Source organism: Oceanispirochaeta sp., from assembly GCF_027859075.1.
In the GTDB taxonomy this organism is placed as follows: Bacteria; Spirochaetota; Spirochaetia; order DSM-2461; family DSM-2461; genus Oceanispirochaeta.
In genome coordinates this window covers 1-3,309 of sequence record NZ_JAQIBL010000008.1, presented here as the reverse complement: position 1 = coordinate 3,309, position 3,309 = coordinate 1, and the positions used below count along the sequence as shown (strand labels likewise).

General features: G+C 57.2%; 3 protein-coding genes. All 3 read right to left on the bottom strand.

Annotated elements, in window-relative coordinates:
• Positions 1 to 23: 23 nt before the first annotated feature.
• Positions 24 to 1,238, bottom strand: coding sequence for a [FeFe] hydrogenase H-cluster maturation GTPase HydF (hydF, locus tag PF479_RS00760; RefSeq protein ID WP_298001244.1), 1,215 nt, complete (start codon positions 1,236 to 1,238; stop codon positions 24 to 26).
• Positions 1,238 to 2,563: a lyase family protein gene (locus PF479_RS00755; protein ID WP_298001226.1), complete on the bottom strand. Its 1,326-nt coding sequence runs from the start codon at positions 2,561 to 2,563 to the stop codon at positions 1,238 to 1,240. The genes hydF and PF479_RS00755 overlap by 1 nt, the downstream gene beginning before the upstream one ends.
• A partial coding sequence (locus PF479_RS00750; protein WP_298001224.1) for a radical SAM protein occupies positions 2,560 to 3,309 on the bottom strand: 750 nt, incomplete at its 5' end. The genes PF479_RS00750 and PF479_RS00755, both read right to left, overlap by 4 nt.

The window sequence follows — 3,309 nt, the reverse complement described above, 5'->3', positions numbered from 1 at the left end:
TAATATTGCTCGGGTACATTGAACTACTCCCTGTGATATAATTCTATCAAATCAGGAGAAGGTTCTAATGCTCTTGGCAGAAGCCCATTGGCCCAGGCGAGAAACAGACCGTAGTTGAGGACGGGAATATCCCGGCTCCGAAAGAGTTCCAGCCGGCTGTCCATGGCTTTTTGTGTGGTCATGCACCCTCCGCAGTGAATGATCAGGTCCCACTCATCAGGGTTCTCCGGGAGGCTGCGGCTGTGGGCAAACTCTACCCGGGAACTCACCATCTGACGGAAAAGCCGGGGAATCTTCACTGTCCCCAGGTCTTCCGCCTGTCTGTGGTGGGAGCAGGCTTCCATCACCAGAACCCGGCCGTCTTCGGGGAAGTTCTGAAGAGCCTTCAGGCTCCGGATAAACCAGGCGGGATCTCCCTTCTTCCGGGCAAAAAGCAGGGAGAAGGAAGTGAGGGGCTGATCCTCCGGTATATCGGCGGCCACCTTATGAAAGGCCTGACTGTCGGTGATCACCAGAGCAGGCCTGATCCCCAGCTTATGATAAAAATGATAGAGCTCCCTCTCCTTGACGATGAGGGTGGCACAGTCCCGGTCCAGCAGATCCCGGATGGTTTCCACCTGAGGCATGATGAGCCGACCCGCCGGGGCGGCCAGGTCGATGGGAGTCACCAGAATCACCAGATCCTGCTCCTGTACCAGCCCCTCCACGGGGGTCATTTCTCTTGTAAGACTCTGGCTGAACTGTTCCATCCGGCTTATCAAAGCCAGGGTGGAGTCGGGGTTGGAGTTATCGACTCGAATCTGCCTGTCCGGGGGGAAAAAGCCCTCTTTCTCCTCGGACACAGGCCTGTCTGAAAAGGTTAACACTCCCAGCCAGGGACGTTTCTGTTCTTCCAGCCAGGTTTTCAGTTCTTTTTCTTCCTCGCAGAGAGGACGATCCGCAGGGCTGACAAAGAGGATCAGGTCGGCATTCTGCATCCTTTCCCGGCTCTTCTTTATCCTCTGTTCACCCAGATTTCCCCTGTCGTCCAGTCCGGCCGTGTCCGTCAGGGAACAGAGTCCCAGTTTTCCCAATTCAATTTTCCGGGTCACCGGATCTGTGGTGGTTCCGGGAGTTCCTGAGGCGATGGCCACTTCTTTTTGAAACAGGTTGTTCATAAGAGAGGACTTCCCCGCATTCCGGACCCCCGCGAGCACGAAGTGGTGCATTTCTGCCAGGGCTGTTTCTGTCTGACTCATTAATTTCCTCCTGATGTGAGATGGTGCAGGTGAAAGCGCTGTTCCAGATCACTTAAACCGAGGTCTGTTTGCTCTGCCAGCCAGAAAATCAGCTCCTGTCTGTCTTTGAGGCCTGCCTTTCTGAGTTCCGGGAGCAGGTCTTTGACTCCCTGGTAGCCCAGGGGCTCTCTCAACGCATTCAACAGGGCCGGAGAGTTGACCAGGTGTTCCTCCAGCAGAGCCCTGTCGGGTTTCAATGCCGGCAGGAGACTCTCGGAGGCGGTAGTCAGGGCCTTTCCCAGTTTTTCAGATATCCGGATCATCTGTTCTGCCATAAAAGGCAGGTAGGCATTGAGCTGCAACTGGCCTTCGCTGGCGTAGCGGCAGAGCAGTTCCGCCGCAGAACAGACCTCCAGGCTCAAGCCTCTGATCAGCTCGATGAGCACCGGATTGGCCTTGGCGGGCATGATGGTAGAGCCGTACTGCTGTTCCTCCTGGCATATCTCACTCAGAAAGGAGGAGGAGTAGAGGAGAAGGTCTCCCGTCCATTTCACCAGGTTTTCGGCACAGAGACCCAGGGCCCGGGCACTTTCTGCCAGGGAGTCCCAATGGGCCACCTGGTCGCAGAGGTTCTGACTCCGGCACAGGGGTAAGCCGGTTATCTTCCGCAGGGCTTTTTCTGCGGCAAAAACGTAGCTCCGGGGAGCGGAAAATCCAGTCCCGATGGCGGTTCCCCCCAGGGGAATCTGGCGCAGCCGTTCTCTGACCTTGTTCAGCCTCCAGCGGTCTCTTTCCACCGGACCCGCCCAGGATCCGAAAAGCTGTCCCAGTGTCATGGGCAGGGCGTCCTGCAATTCGGTCCTTCCCGTCATGATCCACTCCTGATAGAGGGTTTCCCGGGACACCAGCTCTTCCTGGAGCCGCACCGTCTGCTCTTCCACGTCCTCCAGTATGCGGAAACTCATCAGGATGACCGCCGTGGAAAAGGTGTCATTCGTAGATTGAAACAACCCGATATGCTCCAGGGGCTGAGCTCGGAAATCCCCGTCAGAACGGCTGTTCGCCAGGGAGGCCAGGACCTCACAGATGTTCATATGAAGGCTGGTTCCGGCACCGCCCTGGGTCAGGGGCAGGGGGAATTGATCGTCATGCCTTCCCTCAATGACTTCGAGGGCTGCTTCTTCCAGCAGAAGAAAAAAATCCGGAGGATAGAGGGAGGCCTGCTCCTGCTGTGCCCGGAGACAGGCCAGATTGACCTCGCCATAGGCTCTTATCAGTACCCGGGGCGTCTGTCCGGTACCCAGAATCGACAGGGCTTTTTCTGTTTCACTGCCATAATGCTTCATCCTTGAGACTCTCCACAGGCTTCTTGATAAAGCTCAAGCCGGGGGGCGTCGCCCCGTTTAAAGCTGATCTCCCGGCCCAGGGGTTTCACCCGCAGGGAGAGACAGCCGATGCACTGAATTCCGCTCTCATCCAGGCAGATTTTACCGGGGTAGAGCTGATAGTCTTTTTTGAATTCTACCTGAGTCAGGTTGGGCATCAGCACATTGGCCCCGGCGCTGATCATCTGTTCCCGGCCGTCCCTCTGGAGGGACCCGGCCGCCGTTGTGGCGGGGATATGGGCTTCCGGCAGAGCCAGCCGGAGAAGGGCCACCCCCCGGATAGCTGCTTCCAGGGGCTTCTGTTCGGCAGTACCCAGAGGGGTGTCGGGGTGGGGGATGAAGGGTCCGATTCCCACCATATCCAGTTCCAGTCTCTGTGCCAGAAGCACATTTTTCAGTCTGGTTTCCTCTTTTTCTCCCGGGAGTCCCAGCATATAGCCGCTTCCTGTCTGAAAACCGGCCTCCCGAAAATGTTCCAGCGCCTGGAGACGGGAGGCCAGGGAGCTTCCATTCCTCAAATAGGCATGTAGTTCCGGGTCTGAGGTCTCGAATCGGAGGAGGTAACGGTCCCCTCCGGCGGCTTTCATCTCCCTGTACTGACTGAGACTTCTCATGCCGCAGCTGAGGGTCAGGGCCGCCTTTCCGCCTGTCTGGTCTTTGATGGCCTCCACCAGGCGGCAGATCCTTTCGTGACCATACTCGGCATC